The 20,635-nt window shown below is 44.8% G+C and carries 18 protein-coding genes and 10 tRNA genes; 26 read left to right on the top strand and 2 right to left on the bottom strand.

Annotated elements, in window-relative coordinates; genetic code table 11:
• The first annotated feature begins 107 nt into the window (after window positions 1-107).
• From KI742_RS13230 to luxS, 21 genes are all read left to right on the top strand, one after another.
• Entirely contained in the window at window positions 108-1,295 is a 1,188-nt protein-coding gene (locus KI742_RS13230) for an aspartate kinase (RefSeq protein ID WP_005383803.1), read from the top strand.
• A 92-nt stretch (window positions 1,296-1,387) separates the two neighbouring features.
• Complete coding sequence (gene csrA / locus KI742_RS13225; RefSeq protein ID WP_004415691.1) at window positions 1,388-1,585, top strand: carbon storage regulator CsrA; 198 nt, start codon at window positions 1,388-1,390, stop codon at window positions 1,583-1,585.
• 334 nt (window positions 1,586-1,919) lie between these two features.
• Window positions 1,920-2,011, top strand: a tRNA-Ser gene (locus KI742_RS13220).
• A gap of 31 nt (window positions 2,012-2,042) precedes the next feature.
• Window positions 2,043-2,119, top strand: a tRNA-Arg gene (locus tag KI742_RS13215).
• A gap of 29 nt (window positions 2,120-2,148) precedes the next feature.
• Window positions 2,149-2,240 (top strand) — tRNA-Ser (locus tag KI742_RS13210).
• 85 nt (window positions 2,241-2,325) lie between these two features.
• Window positions 2,326-2,402, top strand: a tRNA-Arg gene (locus KI742_RS13205).
• A gap of 55 nt (window positions 2,403-2,457) precedes the next feature.
• Window positions 2,458-2,534: transfer RNA gene (locus KI742_RS13200), tRNA-Arg, on the top strand.
• A gap of 52 nt (window positions 2,535-2,586) precedes the next feature.
• Window positions 2,587-2,663: transfer RNA gene (locus tag KI742_RS13195), tRNA-Arg, on the top strand.
• A gap of 53 nt (window positions 2,664-2,716) precedes the next feature.
• Window positions 2,717-2,793, top strand: a tRNA-Arg gene (locus tag KI742_RS13190).
• A 52-nt stretch (window positions 2,794-2,845) separates the two neighbouring features.
• A tRNA-Arg gene (locus KI742_RS13185) sits at window positions 2,846-2,922 on the top strand.
• Window positions 2,923-2,975: 53 nt separating this feature from the next.
• A tRNA-Arg gene (locus tag KI742_RS13180) sits at window positions 2,976-3,052 on the top strand.
• A 52-nt stretch (window positions 3,053-3,104) separates the two neighbouring features.
• Window positions 3,105-3,181 (top strand) — tRNA-Arg (locus KI742_RS13175).
• Window positions 3,182-3,734: 553 nt separating this feature from the next.
• Window positions 3,735-3,992, top strand: coding sequence for an oxaloacetate decarboxylase subunit gamma (locus tag KI742_RS13170; RefSeq protein ID WP_005379932.1), 258 nt, complete (start codon window positions 3,735-3,737; stop codon window positions 3,990-3,992).
• 31 nt (window positions 3,993-4,023) lie between these two features.
• On the top strand, window positions 4,024-5,808 hold the full coding sequence (oadA, locus tag KI742_RS13165) for a sodium-extruding oxaloacetate decarboxylase subunit alpha (protein ID WP_042521318.1): 1,785 nt from the start codon (window positions 4,024-4,026) through the stop codon (window positions 5,806-5,808).
• A 9-nt stretch (window positions 5,809-5,817) separates the two neighbouring features.
• Complete coding sequence (locus KI742_RS13160) at window positions 5,818-6,948, top strand: sodium ion-translocating decarboxylase subunit beta (RefSeq protein WP_005379935.1); 1,131 nt, start codon at window positions 5,818-5,820, stop codon at window positions 6,946-6,948.
• A 123-nt stretch (window positions 6,949-7,071) separates the two neighbouring features.
• Window positions 7,072-8,022 (top strand): NADP-dependent oxidoreductase, encoded by a 951-nt coding sequence (locus KI742_RS13155; RefSeq protein ID WP_005385434.1) that lies wholly within the window; start codon window positions 7,072-7,074, stop codon window positions 8,020-8,022.
• Window positions 8,016-8,477, top strand: coding sequence for a YqaA family protein (locus KI742_RS13150; RefSeq protein ID WP_005379938.1), 462 nt, complete (start codon window positions 8,016-8,018; stop codon window positions 8,475-8,477). Before KI742_RS13155 ends, KI742_RS13150 begins: the two co-directional genes overlap by 7 nt.
• Before the next feature lie 9 nt (window positions 8,478-8,486).
• The gene (locus KI742_RS13145; RefSeq protein ID WP_017820389.1) at window positions 8,487-11,330 is read left to right on the top strand and encodes a pitrilysin family protein; all 2,844 of its coding nucleotides are present in this window, start codon (window positions 8,487-8,489) and stop codon (window positions 11,328-11,330) included.
• A 156-nt stretch (window positions 11,331-11,486) separates the two neighbouring features.
• Window positions 11,487-13,055, top strand: coding sequence for a glutamate--cysteine ligase (gene gshA / locus KI742_RS13140; protein ID WP_005385430.1), 1,569 nt, complete (start codon window positions 11,487-11,489; stop codon window positions 13,053-13,055).
• Window positions 13,056-13,078: 23 nt separating this feature from the next.
• Complete coding sequence (locus KI742_RS13135) at window positions 13,079-13,684, top strand: hypothetical protein (protein ID WP_005379943.1); 606 nt, start codon at window positions 13,079-13,081, stop codon at window positions 13,682-13,684.
• A gap of 84 nt (window positions 13,685-13,768) precedes the next feature.
• Window positions 13,769-14,287 (top strand): S-ribosylhomocysteine lyase, encoded by a 519-nt coding sequence (gene luxS / locus KI742_RS13130; protein ID WP_017820391.1) that lies wholly within the window; start codon window positions 13,769-13,771, stop codon window positions 14,285-14,287.
• A 68-nt stretch (window positions 14,288-14,355) separates the two neighbouring features.
• Here luxS and KI742_RS13125 read toward each other — a convergent pair whose 3' ends face one another.
• Both KI742_RS13125 and KI742_RS13120 read right to left on the bottom strand, forming a co-directional pair.
• Entirely contained in the window at window positions 14,356-15,636 is a 1,281-nt protein-coding gene (locus KI742_RS13125; RefSeq protein ID WP_005379948.1) for an HlyC/CorC family transporter, read from the bottom strand.
• 124 nt (window positions 15,637-15,760) lie between these two features.
• Complete coding sequence (locus KI742_RS13120; RefSeq protein WP_005379950.1) at window positions 15,761-16,555, bottom strand: inner membrane protein YpjD; 795 nt, start codon at window positions 16,553-16,555, stop codon at window positions 15,761-15,763.
• A gap of 224 nt (window positions 16,556-16,779) precedes the next feature.
• Here KI742_RS13120 and ffh point away from each other — a divergent pair, with 224 nt between their 5' ends.
• From ffh to rplS, 5 genes are all read left to right on the top strand, one after another.
• Window positions 16,780-18,162, top strand: coding sequence for a signal recognition particle protein (gene ffh, locus KI742_RS13115; RefSeq protein WP_005385423.1), 1,383 nt, complete (start codon window positions 16,780-16,782; stop codon window positions 18,160-18,162).
• Between the two features lie 209 nt (window positions 18,163-18,371).
• A complete protein-coding gene (gene rpsP / locus KI742_RS13110; protein ID WP_005379962.1) occupies window positions 18,372-18,620 on the top strand; it encodes a 30S ribosomal protein S16 in 249 nt (82 codons plus the stop codon).
• A gap of 29 nt (window positions 18,621-18,649) precedes the next feature.
• Entirely contained in the window at window positions 18,650-19,198 is a 549-nt protein-coding gene (rimM, locus tag KI742_RS13105) for a ribosome maturation factor RimM (protein WP_005379964.1), read from the top strand.
• A 27-nt stretch (window positions 19,199-19,225) separates the two neighbouring features.
• Window positions 19,226-19,987 carry a tRNA (guanosine(37)-N1)-methyltransferase TrmD gene (gene trmD, locus KI742_RS13100; RefSeq protein ID WP_005385420.1) on the top strand — a complete coding sequence of 254 codons (762 nt, stop codon included), beginning with the start codon at window positions 19,226-19,228 and terminating at the stop codon, window positions 19,985-19,987.
• A gap of 41 nt (window positions 19,988-20,028) precedes the next feature.
• On the top strand, window positions 20,029-20,382 hold the full coding sequence (gene rplS / locus KI742_RS13095; RefSeq protein WP_005379971.1) for a 50S ribosomal protein L19: 354 nt from the start codon (window positions 20,029-20,031) through the stop codon (window positions 20,380-20,382).
• The last annotated feature ends 253 nt before the right edge of the window (window positions 20,383-20,635 follow it).

The following is a 20,635-nucleotide window of genomic DNA, read 5'->3' as shown; positions in this document are numbered from 1 at the left end:
GCTATTTGGTTTTTGTTGTAACTACTGCTTATATAATTTTTCTAAAAGGAAATACTGACGATGTAAGCAGTTCTAAAGAGACTTCGGTCTTGGGAAGGTGAAGACTGGTGAAAAAGCCCCTTATCGTGCAAAAGTTTGGCGGAACCTCAGTGGGTTCAATTGAAAGAATCCACCAAGTTGCTGAACACATCATTAAGGCGAAAAATGATGGCAATCAAGTTGTTGTTGTCGTGTCTGCAATGTCAGGCGAAACAAACAGACTGATGGACCTCGCTAAACAGATAGATAGCGTGCCTACAGCTCGAGAACTTGATGTTTTGCTCTCTGCTGGTGAGCAAGTGTCAATGGCACTGTTAGCAATGACACTCAATAAATTGGGTCATGCTGCACGCTCGCTTACCGGAGCACAGGCGAATATTGTGACGGATAATCAACACAATGACGCAACGATTAAACACATTGATACTAAGACAATTCTGGGATTGCTTGAGCAAGACCAAATCGTGATTGTTGCAGGCTTTCAAGGTGTGAATGAGAACGGGGATATCACCACATTAGGTCGAGGTGGCTCAGATACGAGCGCAGTGGCACTGGCAGGCGCATTGCGCGCTGATGAGTGTCAAATCTTTACCGACGTTGATGGTATTTATACTTGTGACCCACGTGTAGTGAAAAACGCGCGAAAATTGGCGGTTATCGATTTTCCTTCCATGGAAGCGATGGCAAGCCGAGGCGCGAAAGTATTACATTTACCTTCAGTGCAATTTGCATGGAAGAATAATGTGCCACTGCGCGTGCTTTCGACATTTGATGTTAATGAAGGCAGTCTGGTAAAGGGGGAGTTAGGCAATCAAGCCGTCTCTGGTATAGCCATTCAACGTGACCTTGCCATAATCGAAGTCGATAAAGAACATTTATCTAGTGCTACAAAACAATGTCAGATGTTGGGTATCGACATTTGGAATGTGATCGAGGAAACAGAACGGGCAGGTATCATGATAAAACAAGATGCATGTGCCAAGTTCGATCTGGTGTTCAGCGACAAAATCCGTAATAGTGAAGTGGTAAGCCTGTTGACCGCAGTGGGGCTTGAGGCCAATGGAATGGTAGAGCACGCATGCGATTTGTTGGCAAAGCGAGATATTGAGATCAATTTCAGCGCAACGAATGCACTCACTATGATGCTAGTTTTAGCACCCGAATGTGTGGATACAGCAGCAAACATTCTGCATGATGCTTACATTACGTCTAGTGAAGCATTAAACATTCAACAAAAACATGCCTTTTTAGGCTGATTTTCGCTAACAAGGTAGTTTACGAAAATATAACTTTTGTTGGATAATAGCTTTGTAGCAAGAAAATTTAGAGATTACTCAAGGAGCAAAGAATGCTAATTTTGACTCGCCGCGTAGGCGAAACACTGATGATTGGTGATGAAGTGACTGTAACTGTACTAGGTGTTAAAGGTAACCAAGTGCGTATCGGCGTTAACGCTCCGAAAGAGGTTTCAGTTCACCGTGAAGAAATCTACATGCGCATTCAAGCTGAAAAAGGCAATGGCAACGTTGCTTCAGGTAACTACTAAGTCGCTCCTGTTTACAGAGCTTAGTTTGAATGAAAAAGGCTAACCGAAGGGTTGGCCTTTTTAGTTTTTACTGTTTTTGAAAATTTGCAGAAACTATTGTGTTGAGTATGGCTGTGAATTCATCAATAATATTGATTCGAACTTCAGAAAGTTATTTGAAAATAAATGTCTTTTTTTCAGAGAAGACTCTCTTTTTTTCATCATAATAGAGTGATAAAGTTCGTTTAATAGTCACTTTGATTAAATCAGCAACGGTTAAGCCAGTTTCGTAGATTTTTTCAAAGAAAGTGTTTGACATATTTTCGGTAAAACGTAATATGTGCCTCCGCAAGACGGTGAGGTGGCCGAGAGGCTGAAGGCGCTCCCCTGCTAAGGGAGTATACGGTTTATCCCGTATCGAGGGTTCGAATCCCTCCTTCACCGCCATTCTTGCAACGTTGATTTATCAACAAAAAGTGCGTCCTTAGCTCAGCTGGATAGAGTACCTGGCTACGAACCAGGCGGTCGGAGGTTCGAATCCTCCAGGACGCGCCATATCTCTTTTGAGATATAACAATGAAAACGGTGAGGTGGCCGAGAGGCTGAAGGCGCTCCCCTGCTAAGGGAGTATACGGTTTATCCCGTATCGAGGGTTCGAATCCCTCCTTCACCGCCATTCATTGACTGGCCCGATGGCCTTTTTTTTGTTTCGTAAGAAATGAATGTGATTTACTTCACAACTTCTTAGCAAGAAGATCTGCGCGTCCTTAGCTCAGCTGGATAGAGTACCTGGCTACGAACCAGGCGGTCGGAGGTTCGAATCCTCCAGGACGCGCCACTATTTAATAATTCGTTTGATAAACGGGTTATACAAAGTAAAATAAGATTATTGCGCGTCCTTAGCTCAGCTGGATAGAGTACCTGGCTACGAACCAGGCGGTCGGAGGTTCGAATCCTCCAGGACGCGCCACTTATTAAAGGGTAATGCCCTGATGTTGATGAAATTCGATATCGAAAACTGCGCGTCCTTAGCTCAGCTGGATAGAGTACCTGGCTACGAACCAGGCGGTCGGAGGTTCGAATCCTCCAGGACGCGCCACTTATTAAAGGGTAATGCCCTGATGTTGACGAAAGTCGATATCGAAAACTTGCGCGTCCTTAGCTCAGCTGGATAGAGTACCTGGCTACGAACCAGGCGGTCGGAGGTTCGAATCCTCCAGGACGCGCCACTTATTAAAGGGTAATGCCCTGATGTTGACGAAAGTCGATATCGAAAACTGCGCGTCCTTAGCTCAGCTGGATAGAGTACCTGGCTACGAACCAGGCGGTCGGAGGTTCGAATCCTCCAGGACGCGCCACTTATTAAAGGGTAATGCCCTGATGTTGACGAAATTCGATATCGAAAACTTGCGCGTCCTTAGCTCAGCTGGATAGAGTACCTGGCTACGAACCAGGCGGTCGGAGGTTCGAATCCTCCAGGACGCGCCACTTATTAAAGGGTAATGCCCTGATATTGATGAAAGTCGATATCGAAAACTGCGCGTCCTTAGCTCAGCTGGATAGAGTACCTGGCTACGAACCAGGCGGTCGGAGGTTCGAATCCTCCAGGACGCGCCACTTATTGAAAAAGCCTCGCAATTGCGAGGCTTTTTTGTATCTAGACATCTGGAATATGGCGTAGGATCACTAGAGCCTATGTTCCTCTTTTTTAAAAGCGAATATGTGCGTATCTAAGCAATTTGCTATCAAGCTTCTGTCGCATCGTGTGAAATCATCCTGATTATCCCTCCTATACACTGACTTCCATTTTTCATTTCAATTACTCTCATGTAGTCACTTTGTTTGTTATTTGTTTATTGATTGTTAATTTTGTTCATCTTTTTGTTTTTGTTGGTTTTTACTTCGTGAGTCCCGATTTGATTTTGAAATCTAAATCGCAGTTTTTATTTATGTCCTCCTTTACTCTGTTCGTAAGGTGATAGCGATTTGAAGTGATTATTTTGTCATGAACTGTGATCTGGGTAGTGAATAAATAATCATTTATCAGGATTACTACAAACCTTCCTTAAACAAAATTGACAAAATTTAACCAATCGAGATAATCCATGGGTCGGGATTTGACACTATTAAAGTCCTGCACGTTGTCAGGATGACAAAGAAAGGAAGCAACATGACTAATATAGGAAGCCTGCTAGTAGATGCGGCCACCCTGATGCTAACGGGGATGGCGGTCGTATTTATTTTCCTCACTATTCTTGTTTATCTCGTTCGGTTAATGTCGAAATTGGTACCAGAAGAAGTACCAGAGCCGATCGCAGCACCAAAAACAAACACTAATATTCAATCAACCTCTTCAGCTGTTAGTCCACAAGTAGTGGCGGCGATCTCGGCTGCGATTCATAAACATCGCGCCTCATTCGCGAAGTAGCCGAACTAGGATTAAAAAGGAGTTTAAGAGCATGTCTAAACCACTAGCTATTACTGATGTGGTCCTTCGTGATGCCCATCAATCACTATTTGCTACGCGTATGCGTATTGAGGATATGCTGCCTATCGCAGCTGAGTTGGATAAGGTTGGTTACTGGTCTCTAGAGACTTGGGGTGGTGCAACATTTGATTCTTGTATTCGATTCTTAGGGGAAGACCCTTGGGAGCGTTTACGTGAACTAAAAAAAGCGATGCCTAATACACCAATGCAAATGCTACTGCGTGGTCAAAACCTTTTAGGATACCGCCATTATGCCGACGACGTAGTAGAGAAGTTTGTGGAACGCGCGCATGCTAACGGCATGGATGTATTCCGTATTTTTGATGCAATGAATGACGTGCGAAACTTCCAGAAAGCCGTTAAAGCAACGGTTGATGTTGGTGCGCATGCTCAAGGTACGTTGTCTTACACAACGAGCCCAGTGCATAACGCAGACACTTGGGTTGACTTGGCAAAACGCCTAGAGGATTTAGGTTGTCACTCGCTGTGTATTAAAGATATGTCTGGCTTACTTAAGCCTTATGAAGCGGAAGAGCTTATCACGCGTATCAAAGCGTCTTGTGATGTGCCATTGGCACTTCATTGTCATGCAACAACGGGGCTGTCTACAGCAACGGCGGTAAAAGCAGTAGAAGCCGGTATTGATATTCTCGATACTGCGATTTCTTCAATGAGTTGTACCTACGGCCATACACCGACTGAAACGGTAGTCGCTATGCTAGAAGGTACCGAGCGAGATACCAATTTGAAACTCGAGCAACTGGAACCTATCGCCGCATATTTCCGTGAGGTACGTAAGAAGTATGCGAAGTGGGAAGGCCAGTTAAAAGGAGTCGATTCACGCATCCTGATTGCTCAAGTGCCTGGTGGTATGCTGACCAATATGGAAGGCCAGTTGAAAGAGCAGGGCGCTGCGGATCGCATTGATGAAGTATTAGAAGAGATCCCTCGTGTACGTGAAGATCTTGGTTTCATTCCATTGGTGACTCCAACTTCACAGATCGTCGGTACTCAAGCGGTGATTAACGTGCTTACTGGCGAGCGCTATAAGAGTATTACCAAGGAAACCGCAGGTCTATTGAAAGGTGAGTACGGTCAAGCACCAGCCGAGTTAAATGCAGAACTGCAAGCGAAAGTGCTTGATGGTAAAGAGCCAATTACCTGTCGTCCTGCCGATTTACTTGAGCCTGAAATGGAGACGCTTACGGTTGATCTGATGGAGAAAGCGAAATCAGAAGGCATTAAGCTAGCAAGTGAGCGTGTTGATGACGTACTCACTTATGCACTTTTCCCTCAAGTTGGGCTTAAATTCCTTAAGAATCGTGAAAACCCAGAAGCATTTGAGCCTGCACCAACGCTAGAAGCTGCGAAGCCTGCTGTACCTGCAGCTCAACCAGCAACTGGTGGTGTAGAAACTTATAGTGTACGTGTTGACGGGCAGGTGTATGAGGTGGAAGTTGGCCCTCAAGGTGAACTGACATCTGTTGCTCCTTCTAATGCACCGGCAAAATCGGCTACACCTAGCACACCTTCTAATGCTTCAGCTGAAGCGGTGCCTGCTCCTCTTGCAGGTAACATCTTCAAAGTGAATGTTCAACCTGGTGCTGAGGTAGCTGAAGGCGATGTATTGCTCATCCTTGAAGCGATGAAAATGGAAACTGAAGTACGAGCGGCGCGTGGTGGTGTGGTTCAAGAGCTGAACGTTAAAGAAGGCGATGCTGTCACAGTAGGTGCGCCTCTGTTGAGCCTGGCGTAAGGGAGTATCATGGACGGATTGTTAACCCTTTGGGCAGAAACAGGGATCGCTAACTTCGAGTTCGGCCAAATCTGTATGATGCTGGTTGGTTGTACCTTGCTGTTTTTGGCAATTAAAAAAGGATTTGAACCTTTACTGTTATTGCCGATTGGTTTCGGTGCTATTTTGGCGAATATTCCAAATGCTGGCTTTACTGAGCCTGGTGGCTTGCTCTACTACGTTTACTACATTGGGATTGAATCGGGTGTGTTCCCGCTATTGATCTTCATGGGTGTGGGCGCGATGACTGACTTTGGTGCTTTGATCGCAAACCCAAAAACGTTGTGGTTAGGTGCGGCTGCGCAGTTTGGTATTTTTGCAACACTGTTTGGCGCTATTTTGCTCAACTATGTACCTGGCATGGAGTTCTCCATGGCGGATGCATCGTCTATCGCGATCATCGGTGGTGCTGATGGGCCAACAGCGATTTTCTTGGCGAGTAAGCTCTCTCCAGATCTGTTAGGTGCGATTGCAGTCGCGGCATACAGCTATATGGCATTGGTGCCGATCATCCAGCCACCAATCATGAAAGCACTGACAACCAAGGAAGAGCGTCAAATCAAGATGGCTCAGCTTCGTCATGTTGGTAAATGGGAGAAAGTCATCTTCCCGCTTGCTGTATTACTGATGACGATTCTGTTCTTACCTTCAGCTACGCCATTGGTTGGTATGTTCTGTTTGGGTAACTTGATGCGTGAAGCTGGTGTGGTCGATCGTTTATCGAAAACTGCTCAAAATGAATTGATCAACATAGTGACTATCTTTTTAGGTCTTGGTGTTGGTTCTAAGCTGCAAGCTGAGCAGTTCTTGAACCTAGAAACGTTAGGTATCTTGGGGTTAGGCGCAGTTGCATTTAGTATCGGTACTGGTGCGGGCGTCCTGATGGCGAAACTGCTTAACAAGTTCTCGAAAGAAGACATCAACCCACTTATTGGTGCGGCTGGCGTTTCTGCGGTACCAATGGCCGCGCGAGTCGTAAACAAAGTTGGTTTACAAGCTAACCCGCAAAACTTTTTGTTAATGCATGCGATGGGACCAAACGTTGCTGGTGTGCTGGGTTCAGCCGTTGCGGCTGGTATATTGTTAGCACTTGTTGGTTAGACATTATTGAAAATGGAATGATCAACCAATTTACAAAATCACGATTAACTTAGGTTAACAAAATGGTTTATAGTCAAAGGGATGCTTTCGCATCCCTTTTTGTTTTCTTGCAGGGAATGGTTTATGGAACACAAACAGATCGTTATCACTGAGTTTGGTGATGCCAACGTACTCGCGATTCAACATGCTTCTACACCATCACCACAGCCTGGTGAAGTCTTAGTAAAAGTCGCTTTTTCAGGCGTAAATCCTATTGATGTCAAAACTCGAGCTGGGCTCGGTTGGGCGGCAGCGCAGAATAAGGACAATTTACCTTGGGTGCCAGGTTACGACATCTCAGGAAAAGTGATGTCTTGTGGAGAGGGGGCATCACGTTTTAATGAAGGTGATGAGGTGGCTGGATTTATTGGTTTCCCAGTTCGAGGCGGTGGTTACAGCCAATACATATGTGTTCCAGAAACTGAGTTAAGTCATGTTCCTAGCTCTGTCACTTTAGAGGCAGCTGCTGCATTACCGTTGGCGGGACAAACTGCGGCACAAGCTCTCAGTAAGGCTAATGTGACGGAAAACGATCGCGTACTTATCCTCGCTGGAGCCGGTGGTGTTGGACACCTCGCGGTACAAATTGCGATCGCGACGAAAGCGGAAGTCTTTACAACCTGCAGTGAACGAAATCTAGACTACCTTGCGACGCTCGGTGCTCATGCAGTGAACTATCAATTTGCACCAGTGTCAGAACGTGTGGAAGATGTTGATGTTTTGATTGATTTAGTAGGCGGAGATGCTGCGTTAGATGCGCTTAAATGCTTGAAAGACAATGCGAGAGTCATCACCGTTCCAACCATCACAGCTGAGCTGATTTGTGAAAAAGCCAAACTCCTAGGCTTTGAGGCTAGTGGCATGTTGGTTGAACCAGACCCTGCGCAGTTAGATACCTTGTTGTATATGGTCGGCGTTGGCTTACTGAAGACTGAAATTCAACAGGTTTATCCTATGAGTGATGTCATTGGTGCTCACCAGCAGGTCGAATCAGGAAGAACCAGAGGCAAGGTGTTGCTTGATATGACATGCTAGAAGCATTTAACACGAGTTTTGAAAGTTTAGCGCTTTGGTTTTCAGATTCAGCATTATGGGTGCTTTTCATGACCGGTTTTCTCAGTGCCACGTTGTTGCCTGGTGGTTCTGAAGCGGGCTTAGTTGCCACTCTCTCATTAAATCAATACTCCGTTTCTTCAATTGTTATGGTCGCTACTATCGGTAATACGCTTGGTGGCTTAACAAATTATTGGCTTGGCTTGTGGATTCCCAACAAAGCACAAGAGGAAAAGCACGGTCATACCGCATTAAAGTGGCTCTCTAAGTATGGCTATTGGGGATTATTTTTTAGCTGGTTACCTGTAATAGGAGACCCGCTGTGTTTAGCCGCAGGGTGGCTAAGAATGAAGTTTCTGCCTTGCGTGATTTTAATATTTTTAGGAAAGGCTGCTAGGTATAGCTTACTTGCGGCCATCTATCTCGGATTATTTTAAGGAAAGTACATGAAGATGTTTTGGGTTGGCGCGTGTTCACTGTTGGTGATCACGGGCTGTGCATCAAATACGCCAGTTTCATCACTGCCGAAAGGGGTAACTTTCGTTGAGTCATCGAAAGCTGAAGAAGGCAAAGTTAAGATTCCATACCAAAAGTATAAACTCGATAATGGTTTAACGGTGATCTTAGCTCCTGAAGATTCTGACCCATTGGTCCATGTGGATGTGACTTACCATGTTGGTTCAGCTCGTGAAGAAGTGGGTAAGTCTGGTTTTGCGCATTTCTTTGAGCACATGATGTTCCAAGGTTCAGAGAACGTTGGTGACCAAGAGCACTTCAGAATCATCACAGAGGCTGGCGGCACGTTAAATGGTACAACAAACCGCGATCGTACTAACTACTTTGAAACTGTCCCTGCTAACCAGCTCGAGAAAATGCTGTGGTTAGAGTCTGACCGTATGGGCTTTTTGTTGGATGCGGTTTCTCAACGCAAATTTGAAATTCAGCGTTCGACTGTAAAAAATGAGCGAGCTCAGCGTTACGATAATCGTCCTTATGGCTTAATTTGGGAGCGCATGTCCGAAGCGCTATATCCTGAAGGTCATCCGTATTCGTGGCAAACCATTGGTTATGTTGAAGATCTTGATCGTGTTGATGTGAACGACCTCAAAGCGTTTTTCTTGCGTTGGTATGGCCCAAACAATGCGACTATCACGATCGGTGGTGACTTAGACGTTGAACAAACTCTAGAGTGGGTAAATAAGTACTTCGGTTCGATTCCTCGTGGTCCTGAGGTTGAAAATGCGCCGAAACAACCTGCAAAACTGCAAGAAGATAAATACATCACTCTAGAAGATCGTATTCAACAACCTATGGTGATGATCGCGTGGCCAACAACCTACAACGGCGAAGAAAGCCAAGCGTCTCTCGACACGTTATCAGAAGTATTGGGTGGCGGTACCAACAGCGTGCTCTATCAAGACCTAGTGAAGACTCAAAAAGCGGTCGATGCTGGTTCATTCCATGACTGTGCTGAACTGGCGTGTAACTTTTACGTTTACGCAATGGGCGATTCTGGAGACAAAGGCGACCTATCAAAACTGTACGACGAGCTTTTACAATCACTGAATCAGTTTGCGGAAAAAGGCGTGACAGAAGATCGCCTTGAGCAGTTGAAGGGTAAAGCGGAAGCGGATGCTATTTTTGCGCTAGAAAGCGTTAAAGGTAAAGTGACTCAGTTGGCTTCCAACGAGACATTTTTCGGCGATCCTGATCGTCTTGAGCAACAGCTTGAACAAATCCGTGCAGTTACGCCGACTTCGGTAGAAAAAGCGTATACGGACTTTATCCAAGGTAAGAACAAAGTGACCCTAAGCGTGGTCCCAAAAGGAAAAACAGACCTTGTCGTAAAACCTGCGACCTTTGTGACACCAAAGCGTACGTTGCCAGAATATGAGAAGATTTCCGATGACCAATTGGCGTATCGTCGTGCGACCGATAACTTCGATCGCTCAGTGCAACCGCCAGTAGGAGAACCAGTGAAAGCGACGATGCCAGAGCTGTACGAGTTACATTTCAAGAATGGCTCAGAGCTGCTTGGTGCAGTTAGCGATGAAACGCCGACGGTGATGATGCAATTTAGTCTACCTGCAGGGACACGTTTTGTTGAAAAGGGTAAAGAAGGTCTTGCCCAATTGACCGCTGCGATGTTGCAAGAAGGTACAACGAAACGCAGTGTCGAAGAGATTCAAGCTGAGCTTGATAAACTGGGTAGTGTTATCTCTGTTAATGCCACAGGTTATACAACAAACATCAGTGTTTCTGCTCTAGAAAAGAACTTAGAGCCGACGTTAAAAATTGTCGAAGAGATGTTGCTGTCTCCTGCATTTAATCAAGATGATTTCGAGCGTGTAAAAATGCAAGCGCTAGAAGGCCTGGTATATGAGCACCAAAATCCAAGTTGGATGGCGTCACAAGCGAGTCGCCAGGTGCTCTATGGGGATTCGGTTTTTGCTCGACCAAAAGACGGCACGCAAGCAGGTGTCAGTGCATTAACGTTGGATGATGTCCGTGAATTCTACTCGAAGCATTACACGCCACAAAGTGCGCAAATCGTCGTTGTTGGTGACATCAATAAACAGGAAATTGAGCAGCAACTGACGTTCTGGAAAAACTGGCAAGATGAAGCTGCGCCATTGTATGCACCGCAAAGCATTGCTGCATTAGGTGAGCAAAAGATCCATCTTGTTGATAAACCAGGAGCGCCGCAAAGTGTGGTCATGATGGTTCGTCAAGGTATGCCTTACGACGCAACGGGCGATTTTTACCTAAGCCAACTGGCAAACTTCAACTTAGCTGGGAACTTCAATAGCCGCATTAACCAAAATCTACGTGAAGACAAGGGTTACACATACGGTGCTTACGGCTATTTCTCTGGTAATCCAGAAACAGGCTCGGTGGTTTTCACCGCGCAAGTACGAGCGGATGCAACGGTTGCTTCGATCATTGAGATGGAAAATGAGCTAAATGAATACTCGCAGTCAGGTATTACTGATGAAGAGATGAAATTTATGCGTCAAGCGGTCGGTCAAAAAGATGCACTGAAATATGAAACGCCAACACAAAAAGCGGAGCTCATCAGTGATATTCTTAAGTACAACCTCGATCATGATTACTTGCAGCAAAGAAACGCTATCGTAGAAAAAGTCGATAAGCAGACGTTGAATGCGCTGGCTCAGAAATGGTTTGATCCAAATGACTATCAAATTATCGTCGTTGGTGATGCTAAATCGTTGCGTCCTCAATTAGAAAAGTTGGGGAAAGACGTAGAAGAGCTTGAAATCATTCGATAGAGTACACATTTAATAGCGGAGAAACGTTTCTCCGCTATTCATCTAGATAAGCAACTTTTCGTGGGTTATTTATCTAGATGCATTAACTATCAATAACTTAGCTTACACTTGTGTTATGTAACAAGTGTCCTGCTCCCAATATAAGCGAACCTCATTTTGACTGATTTTGCTGCGCGACTAAAAAAAGTTGCATCAAACCCCGAAGTATTTAAGCAGTTTGGACGCGGTGTTGAGCGAGAAACTTTGCGCTATCGTCAGGATGGACATCTAGCTACAACTCCTCATCCTGAAGGATTAGGCTCTGCGTTCACAAATCAATGGATCACAACGGATTTTTCGGAATCATTGTTAGAGTTCATTACGCCTGTGTCACATGAAATTCCAGAACTGATGGCACAGCTGAAAGATATCCATCATTTCACTCAAACCAAAATGGGTGAAGAGAAAATGTGGCCACTATCAATGCCTTGCTACGTAGGCTCAGAGGATGATATTCAGTTAGCCCAGTATGGATCTTCGAATGCAGCGAAAATGAAAACGCTGTACCGAGAAGGCCTAAAGCGTCGCTATGGCAGCCTGATGCAAATTATTTCAGGTGTCCATTTTAACTTCTCGTTTCCTGAAACATTTTGGGATGCGCTCTATGGCGAGCAAGATGAACAAGCCCGCCAAGATGCTAAGTCTGATGCGTACTTTGCGTTGATCCGTAATTACTACCGCTTTGGCTGGATGATTCCCTACTTCTTTGGTGCATCACCAGCGTTATGTGGCTCTTTTATTCAAGGTCGTGAAACCGATCTGCCATTCGAGAAGATTGGCGGGACATTATATTTGCCGAAGTCGACGTCTTTGCGTTTGAGCGATCTTGGCTATACCAATAGTGCTCAAAGTGTGCTGAAAATTGGTTTTAACAGCATTGACCAATACCTCGATGGTTTGAGTGATGCGATTCGCCACCCATCAGAAGAGTTTGCGAAAATTGGGGTAAAAGTTGATGGTGAATACCGCCAGCTTAATTCCAATATCTTACAAATTGAGAATGAACTGTACGCTCCGATTCGTCCAAAACGTGTATCGAAAAGTGGTGAGAAGCCTTCAGATGCGTTACGACGCGGTGGTGTCGAATACATTGAAGTTCGTTCTCTAGATGTTAACCCATTCAGCGCAGTGGGCTTAAATGAAGAGCAAGTACGATTCTTGGATCTCTTCCTTACCTGGGCGGCCTTGTCAGACTCAGACCCTATGGATAACTGTGAATTAGAGTGTTGGCGCGATAACTGGAATAAAGTCATTGTTTCTGGCCGTGAAAAAGGTCTAATGCTGCAAATTGGTTGCCAAGGTGAGCGTCTATCTCTACAAGATTGGGCACACCGAGTTTTCGTCGAGTTACGTCAAATAGCACAGCAAATGGATATGACCGCTGGTGGCAGTGCATACCAAGATGTGTGTAATCAACTCGAGACATGGATTGATAACCCAGAACTAACGATCTCTGGTCAACTATTAGAGCTAACGAAAGAGCTGGGTGGGCTAGGTAAAGTTGGTTGTACTCTTGGTATGAAGTACCGTGATGAAAACCTAGCTCACGGTTATCAGTACTATTCACAAGATACGATGGAAACGGAAGTAGCGTCGTCCGTGGAAAAACAAAAGCAAGCAGAGCAGAGTGACACGCTTTCTTTTGATGATTTTTTGGAAGATTACTTTGCTTACCTGAAGCAGTAATGACTAACTAAGGATTGGTGCGGTTGAACATTAAGTCGTCAGTAGTAGCGGTACTTGGAAGCGTGTTACTTGCAGGTTGTGCTACGGCACCGCCAAAGCAGCAGAATAACTTATGCGAGATATTCCGAGAGAAATCCGGTTGGTACGATGATGCCAAAGATATGGAAGATGAATGGGGGACCCCTATTCATGTCGCTATGGCCATCATTAAACAAGAAAGCAGCTTTCGGCACGATGCAAAACCACCTAAAGATTATTTGCTAGGGTTTATTCCTTGGGGACGAGTCAGCAGTGCGTATGGTTACGCTCAAGCTCAAGACCCTGCTTGGGAAGACTTCCAAGATGCCACAGGTCAGGGTGGCTCTCGTACCAACTTCGATGATTCTATGATGTTTGTCGGTTGGTATACTCATGAAACACGGCGTCAGCTAGGGATTTCATTATGGGATCCCTATAACCAGTATCTGGCTTATCATGAAGGGCGAGGTGGGTATAAGCGAGGTACTTATAATCGAAAGCCTAGTTTAATCAAAGTCGCTCGACGTGTTGAACAAACAGCGAAAACTTATGGCTGGCAGCTGAAGCAATGTCGTCAGGAATTAGAAGACAACAGCAGCTGGTTCTTTTAGCCCACAGTCAGTTCATGTGCTGTAGGGATGAATGACATTTATCCATTACCGAAAGGTACTGGAGTTACAATCAGGAGAGATGTAATGCCTTTACTCGATAGTTTTACCGTGGACCACACTCGTATGAATGCACCGGCAGTGCGAGTGGCGAAAACCATGCAGACCCCAAAAGGGGATACGATTACTGTTTTCGACTTACGCTTTACTGCGCCAAACAAAGACATTCTTTCTGAAAAAGGTATTCACACCCTAGAGCACCTTTATGCAGGCTTTATGCGTAATCACCTAAACGGTGATTCTGTTGAGATCATCGATATTTCGCCTATGGGTTGCCGCACAGGTTTTTACATGAGTCTGATTGGCACACCATCAGAGCAGCAAGTCGCAGATGCTTGGATTGCAGCAATGGAAGACGTGCTGAAGGTAGAAAGTCAGAATAAGATCCCTGAACTTAACGAATACCAATGCGGCACGGCAGCAATGCACTCTTTAAAAGAAGCACAACAGATCGCAAAGAACATTTTGGATGCTGGTGTTTCGGTGAACAAAAATGATGAACTTGCTTTGCCTGAGTCGATGTTAAAAGAGTTGCGCATCGACTAGGTGCTCATTAAGAAGCATATTGCCCCAATAAGTAAAAAAGCCTGACATGAGTCAGGCTTTTCTTTTGGTTATTTGGATGTCGATTTTTTCTTCTTCGGATAAACACGAACGAGCTTGATTCGGTTCTCTTCAATCTCAACAAGTTCCATTGGGTGACCCGCTACTCTCACGCTTAAATGGCTCTCTGGAATATCTTCCAGGTGCTCCAAAATAAGACCGTTTAACGTTCTTGGGCCATCCGTTGGTAAATCCCATTTCAGGCCTTTGTTAATATCTCGAATATTGGTGCTGCCTTCAATAAGAAAGCTTCCGTCACCTTGAGGACTGATTTCATCAGAGAGGCTTGGAGAAATTGACGTCGTGAACTCACCAATGATCTCTTCCAGAATATCTTCAAGAGTGATTAGACCGATGATATCACCGTACTCATCCACGATCAGACCGATACGTTGCTTGTTGCGTTGGAATTTCAACATTTGCACGTTCAGTGGTGTGCCTTCTGGGATGTAATAGACCTCATCAGCAGCACGTAATAGCGTTTCTTTGTTGAATTCGTTCTTTTCCAACATCAGACGATAAGCTTCACGCAAGCGCAGCATGCCAACCACTTCATCAATTTGGTCACGATAGAAAACTATGCGCCCATGTGGTGAGTGTGTTAGCTGGCGAACAATGGATTTCCAGTCGTCGTTAATATCAATACCGGTAATTTCATTGCGTGGGACCATAATGTCGTTCACGGTGACGTGCTCAAGATCTAAAATAGACACTAGCATGTCTTGGTGTCGGCGAGGGATCAAACCGCCAGCTTCATTTACCACCGTACGCAGCTCATCGGAGCTAAGATGATCTTCTGCTGAGTGATCCGCTCTTACACCAAGTAAGCGGATAAAGCCATTCGTAATAAAGTTAACAAGCATCACTAAAGGCGACAGTAACTTCATCAGTATGGTCAATAATATACTGCTCGCGTAGGACACACGTTCAGGGTAAAGCGCTGCAATTGTTTTAGGGGTAACCTCGGCAAAAACCAATACAACCATAGTTAGTGCACCGGTTGCGATAGCGACACCTAAATCACCATACAAACGCATACCAATAATGGTCGCGATCGCGGACGCGAGAATATTAACGAGGTTGTTGCCGATAAGAATAAGACCAATCAAACGATCTGGACGGTCTAATAGTCTTTCGACTCGCTTAGCACCCTTATGCCCGTTTTTGGCTAAGTGTTTTAAGCGATAACGATTCAGAGACATCATCCCTGTTTCTGAACCGGAAAAGTAACCTGATATGACGATAAGACACGCGAGTAGCGCAAACAAGATACCCGTAGAGATGTCGTCCAAAACGTTGCTGTTCCTTGTAAGTATTGGGTTATATAACGGTTGAGTAAGTCCGTTAAGTCAAAGAGTTAAGGCGTACTGTATTTTATCTAGCCTAAAATATAAAGGATAGGAGCCCTAGAGCTCCTTAATTCAAGATGATTTCTTTTACAAAGCGACTGCCAAAATATGCCAGAGTTAACAGTGTTGCTCCTGCAACAGCGAACCATGTGACTTTTCTACCACGCCAGCCTTTTTGATAGTGACCCCAAAGCAGTATTGAGTACACCACCCAAGCGATGAAAGAAAGAATGCCCTTATGTGCCTTACCTTGGGCAAACATATCCTGCACAAAGACAAAGCCAGTAATGAGCGTGGCAGTTAACAATAAGTTACCGATCAAAATAATTTTGAAGAGTTGACGCTCCACCATTAATAGAGGCGGCAGGTTTGGGTTAATCGCCAAAGATTTTTTTGCTTTCAGTTTGTGATCCAGCCAAGCCAACTGAAGCGCATAGAGTGCCCCGATAGTTAAAGTCGCGTATGAGAAGAGCGCAAATGAAATATGAATGAGTAGCTTAGGGTCATTCTCTAGGTGCTTTATAAACGTGCTTGGCAAAAATGTGGCAGCAGATAAATTGATGGCAGCAAAGCTATAAACGACAGGCAATAAAAACCACAGTCGGTTTTTCAACATAGCAAGGCTCATGACCAGAGAAATAATAAAACTGATCAAAGAAGCCACGTTGAGAATACTCAGGTTTTGACCTGAACCATCAAAAATCAGATCACTCAAAATCCACGCATGAAAAACAAGCGCACAGGCAGCACTAGCAAACACTGTTTTTGCTTTGATTCCTGACTGTTGTGAGAGTCCGGGTATGATGGTCGCAATCGCCAAGACATAAAGTATGGCGGCCGCGATGGCTATTAAGCTATCCATGAATCCTAAATATTATTGTGCACGATGGAGAAATTATACCTTGCATTACACTTTGGGGCTACGTTATATCCGACATCAATCGTGAGAGATGAGATATTGAAATTAATAAGTTACCCCACCATATATAAATAGAGACAAGAATAGGACAGCGGTACGGGTATGACTCAGACCTTGGCTAATGTATACTCACACTAATTAATCGCCATTTTAGCGAAGAGACAAAGATGTTTGAGAATTTAACGGATCGATTATCCAAAACGCTGAAAAATATCAGTGGTAAAGGTCGTCTGACCGAAGACAACATTAAAGAAACCCTACGTGAAGTCCGAATGGCTCTACTTGAAGCTGACGTTGCGCTTCCGGTCGTTCGTGAATTTGTGAACCGCGTTAAAGAAAAAGCGGTGGGCGTAGAAGTTTCTAAATCTCTGACTCCAGGTCAGGAATTTATCAAGATCGTTCAAACAGAACTTGAAGCCGTAATGGGTGAGTCGAATGAGGCGCTAAACCTTGCTGCTCAACCACCTGCTGTGCTTCTTATGGCTGGTCTACAAGGTGCGGGTAAAACCACATCGGTAGGTAAGTTATCTAAGCTTCTAAAAGAACGTGACAAGAAGAAAGTCTTGGTTGTGTCTGCCGACGTTTACCGTCCTGCGGCAATCAAGCAGCTTGAAACACTGGCATCAGACATCGGTGTTGACTTCTTCCCATCATCACCAGACCAAAAGCCTATTGATATCGCCAATGCAGCGATTGACCATGCGAAGAAAAAGTTCTACGACGTACTTATTGTCGATACCGCAGGTCGTTTGGCAATTGATGAAGAGATGATGGGGGAGATCAAAGATCTTCACGCAGCTATCAACCCAGTAGAAACGCTATTTGTTGTTGACGCCATGACGGGTCAAGACGCAGCAAATACAGCAAAAGCCTTTGGTGATGCGCTACCTCTTACCGGTGTAGTTCTAACTAAGGTTGATGGTGATGCTCGTGGTGGTGCGGCACTTTCAGTACGCCATGTCACGGGCAAACCAATCAAATTCTTGGGTGTCGGTGAAAAAACTGACGCGCTAGAACCGTTCCACCCAGATCGTGTTGCTTCACGTATTCTTGGCATGGGTGACGTTCTGTCTTTGATTGAAGACCTACAACGCAACGTTGACCAAGAAAAGGCAGAAAAGTTAGCGAAGAAGTTCAAAGAGAAGAAAGGTTTCGACCTTGAAGATTTCCGTGAACAGCTAGGCCAGATGCAAAACATGGGCGGCATGATGGGGATGATGGATAAGCTTCCAGGAATGTCCCAGCTACCAGACAATGTGAAAGATAAAGTCGATGACAAGATGTTCAAACAGATGGAAGCGATCATCAGCTCCATGACAATGAAAGAACGTCAACGCCCAGAAATTATCAAGGGCTCGCGCAAGAAGCGTATCGCGGCTGGTTCTGGTGTGCAGGTTCAAGATGTAAACCGCTTACTAAAACAGTTCACCCAAATGCAGAAAATGATGAAAAAGATGCAAAAAGGTGGCATGAAAGGCATGATGCGCAACATGCAAGGCATGATGGGCGGCATGGGGGGTGGCGGTGGCTTCAACCCATTTGGTCGTTAATTAATCGATCACGCATAGATTCAGGGTGTTAGGTACGTCACAAACTTTAAATTCAATTTATGTTGGTGAAAAAGTAACTAAACTCCTTGCATTGCTCCGGGAGAAGAGTAAAATTCCGGAGCTTTATTTTGGCACGAGACCCCAAACTGTTTAATTTCTTGAATGGTTTTTGGGGTTAATTTTATTTTTGAGAAAGCAAAGAGGACGACATGGTAACCATTCGTTTGGCACGTCACGGCGCTAAAAAGCGTCCATTTTATCAAATCGTAGTAGCGGACAGCCGCAACGCTGCAACTGGCCGTTTCATCGAGAAAGTTGGTTTCTTCAACCCAACTGCTAAAGGTCAAGAAGAAGGTCTACGTCTAGACCTAGACCGCGTTAACCACTGGGTTGGTCAAGGCGCGTCAGTATCTGACCGTGTTGCTAAGCTAGTTAAAGACGCTCAAAAAGCGGCTTAATTTTTTACTTGAAAAGTAGAAACTAGTTTATGTCGATGAAAGGTAAAGAAACAATGAGCAACGAAAAGATTGTTGTAGGCAAGTTTGGTGCTACTTACGGCATTCGTGGTTGGCTTAAGGTTTTTTCCTACACAGACAATGCTGAAAGCATTTTCGATTACAGCCCTTGGTACATTAACCAAAAGGGCAAGTGGGTTGAGTACAAAGTAGAAAGCTGGAAGCGCCATAACAAAGGTATGGTGGCTAAGTTGGAAGGCATGGATGTTCGTGAAGACGCACATCTAATGACGAACTTTGAAATTGCTATTGACCCTGCGGTACTTCCTGAATTGTCAGAAGATGAGTTCTACTGGCGCGAATTGTTTGGGATGCAAGTTGTAACTACTAAAGGTTACGATCTAGGTGTCGTTACTGACATGCTAGAAACTGGCTCAAACGATGTTCTGGTTGTTAAAGCAAATCTTAAAGATGCTTTCGGGCAGAAGGAACGATTAATCCCGTTCCTTGAAGAGCAAGTGATCATTAATGTTGATCGCGAAGCTCAACGGATCGAAGTTGACTGGGATCCTGGATTCTAATCTCCAAAATTACAGAGCGAGATAAACATGTGGGTTGGCGTTATTAGCCTTTTTCCAGAAATGTTCCGTTCTGTTACTGATTTTGGAGTAACAGGTCAAGCGGTTAAAAAAGGTCTTTTGTCGATTGAGACTTGGAATCCTAGAGATTTCACTCACGACAAACATCGCACAGTCGATGACCGACCTTACGGTGGTGGCCCTGGTATGTTAATGATGGTTCAGCCTTTGCGCGATGCCATTCATACCGCGAAAGCAGCCTCACCGGGCAAGACGAAAGTCATCTACCTTTCTCCTCAAGGTCGCAAGCTCGACCAGAAAGGAGTGGAAGAACTGGCAACGAATGAGAACTTGCTTCTGATTTGTGGTCGTTATGAAGGGGTAGATGAGCGCATCATTCAATCTGAAGTCGACGAAGAATGGTCGATTGGTGATTTTGTGATGACGGGTGGTGAGATACCAGCCATGACGTTAATCGACTCTGTCTCTCGGTTTGTTCCGGGTGTACTAGGGGATTTCGCGTCAGCAGAAGAAGACTCTTTTGCGAATGGCTTGTTAGATTGCCCTCACTATACGCGTCCAGAAGTATTGGATGACAAAGAGGTACCAGCGGTACTGATGTCAGGCAATCACAAGGACATTCGTCAATGGCGACTCAAGCAGTCGTTGGGCCGTACTTGGCTAAGAAGACCAGAGCTCCTGGAAAACCTAGCTCTGACTGACGAACAGGAACAATTACTTGCTGAGTTTGTTAATGAGCATAAAGCCATTAAAGAACATAACGCAAAGTAACCTAATTTATTTAGTATCAGTTTATTCTAGGAATTTAAAAAATGAGTAACATCATCAAAGCTCTTGAAGAAGAGCAAATGAAATCAGACCTACCTAAATTTGCACCAGGTGACACTGTTGTAGTTCAAGTTAAGGTAAAAGAAGGTGACCGTGAGCGTCTACAGGCTTTCGAAGGCGTTGTAATCGCAATCCGTAACCGTGGTCTACACTCTGCTTTCACTGTACGTAAGATCTCTAACGGTGAAGGTGTTGAGCGTACGTTCCAAACACACTCTCCAATCGTTGATAGCATCGAAGTTAAACGCCGTGGTGCAGTACGTCGTGCCAAGTTGTACTACCTACGTGAGCGTTCTGGTAAGTCTGCTCGTATCAAAGAGAAACTTGCTAAGAAGTAATGCTATAACTAGCGTTCTCATCTTAAACGGAGTCCTTTTAGGGCTCCGTTTTTTTATTTGTGTAATTAGCTTGCTCGTTTCTTTTCACCCGACCTGCACTGTCGATGCTCATGCACTGACGTACACTCCACGCCTCTGTCTTGTTGTGAATAGATTCCTGATGCCGCTATGGCTCCTCGGAATGACAGGAAATGATGGTCAAAGATTATAGAGTACCGTGGTTAAAATTCGTCATTCTGGACAGCGACGAAGG

This window comes from Vibrio sp. D417a (genome assembly GCF_030248595.1).
GTDB classification, from domain to species: Bacteria; Pseudomonadota; Gammaproteobacteria; order Enterobacterales; family Vibrionaceae; genus Vibrio; species Vibrio alginolyticus.
This window is presented reverse-complemented; position numbering and strand designations above follow the sequence as displayed.

Coding starts and splice junctions, on each gene's coding strand:
- csrA (WP_004415691.1), top strand. CDS start 1,388: ATGCTAATTTTGACTCGCCGCGTAGGCGAAACACTGATGATTGGTGAT.
- KI742_RS13170 (WP_005379932.1), top strand. CDS start 3,735: ATGACTAATATAGGAAGCCTGCTAGTAGATGCGGCCACCCTGATGCTA.
- oadA (WP_042521318.1), top strand. CDS start 4,024: ATGTCTAAACCACTAGCTATTACTGATGTGGTCCTTCGTGATGCCCAT.
- KI742_RS13160 (WP_005379935.1), top strand. CDS start 5,818: ATGGACGGATTGTTAACCCTTTGGGCAGAAACAGGGATCGCTAACTTC.
- KI742_RS13155 (WP_005385434.1), top strand. CDS start 7,072: ATGGAACACAAACAGATCGTTATCACTGAGTTTGGTGATGCCAACGTA.
- KI742_RS13150 (WP_005379938.1), top strand. CDS start 8,016: ATGCTAGAAGCATTTAACACGAGTTTTGAAAGTTTAGCGCTTTGGTTT.
- KI742_RS13145 (WP_017820389.1), top strand. CDS start 8,487: ATGAAGATGTTTTGGGTTGGCGCGTGTTCACTGTTGGTGATCACGGGC.
- luxS (WP_017820391.1), top strand. CDS start 13,769: ATGCCTTTACTCGATAGTTTTACCGTGGACCACACTCGTATGAATGCA.
- KI742_RS13120 (WP_005379950.1), bottom strand. CDS start 16,555: ATGGATAGCTTAATAGCCATCGCGGCCGCCATACTTTATGTCTTGGCG.
- ffh (WP_005385423.1), top strand. CDS start 16,780: ATGTTTGAGAATTTAACGGATCGATTATCCAAAACGCTGAAAAATATC.
- rpsP (WP_005379962.1), top strand. CDS start 18,372: ATGGTAACCATTCGTTTGGCACGTCACGGCGCTAAAAAGCGTCCATTT.
- rimM (WP_005379964.1), top strand. CDS start 18,650: ATGTCGATGAAAGGTAAAGAAACAATGAGCAACGAAAAGATTGTTGTA.
- trmD (WP_005385420.1), top strand. CDS start 19,226: ATGTGGGTTGGCGTTATTAGCCTTTTTCCAGAAATGTTCCGTTCTGTT.
- rplS (WP_005379971.1), top strand. CDS start 20,029: ATGAGTAACATCATCAAAGCTCTTGAAGAAGAGCAAATGAAATCAGAC.